Annotated in this window: 1 protein-coding gene and 1 pseudogene; both read right to left on the minus strand. The window is 68.4% G+C overall.

The window, feature by feature from the left end; all coding sequences use genetic code 11:
- Positions 1 to 309, minus strand: a 309-nt coding sequence (locus tag PV364_RS41170) for an LLM class flavin-dependent oxidoreductase (protein WP_319666066.1), incomplete at its 3' end; no start/stop codon positions are given.
- 26 nt (positions 310 to 335) lie between these two features.
- Positions 336 to 573 (minus strand): annotated as a pseudogene (locus tag PV364_RS41175) (dihydropyrimidinase); the annotation flags it as partial.

A 573-nucleotide genomic window follows, 5' to 3' on the forward strand; every position in this document is an offset into this window, starting at 1 on the left:
GGCCACCCGCATCGCCGAGTCACCGCGGCCGATACCGCAGATCACGCGGTTGCCGAACATGTCCGCGAGGGTGGCGAACGTGGAGGCCGTCACCTCCCACGTCCGTGTCCCCGGATTGGTGACCATCGGGCCCACGATCAGCCGCTCGGTCTGCGCCAGGATCTGGCTGTAGATGACGAACGGCTCCTGCCACAGCACCGCCGAGTCGAAGGTCCAGCCGTAGCCGAAGCCGTTGCGCTCGGCTCGCTTCATCAGCTCCACGACGCCCGAGGCGGGCGGGTCCGTCTGCAGGACGAGTCCGAAGTCCATGGCTCAACACACCTCTTTCGGGGCTCTCAGGCGAGGTACTGACAGGTGCCGCGCGGCGTGTACCGGCCGTGGCCGGCCCGCCCCACATAGGTGCGGTTCTCGATGACCGGCTCGCCGCGGGAGAACACGGTCTCCACCCGCCCGGTGATCCGCTTGCCCTCGTACGCCGAGTAGTCGACGTTCATGTGATGGGTCTCGGCGGAGATCACCTGCTCCGCCGCGGGGTCGTAGATCACGATGTCCGCGTCCGCGCCCGGCGCGATC

Origin of the sequence: Streptomyces sp. MI02-7b (assembly GCF_033793585.1) — a bacterium.
Classification (GTDB): domain Bacteria; phylum Actinomycetota; class Actinomycetes; order Streptomycetales; family Streptomycetaceae; genus Actinacidiphila.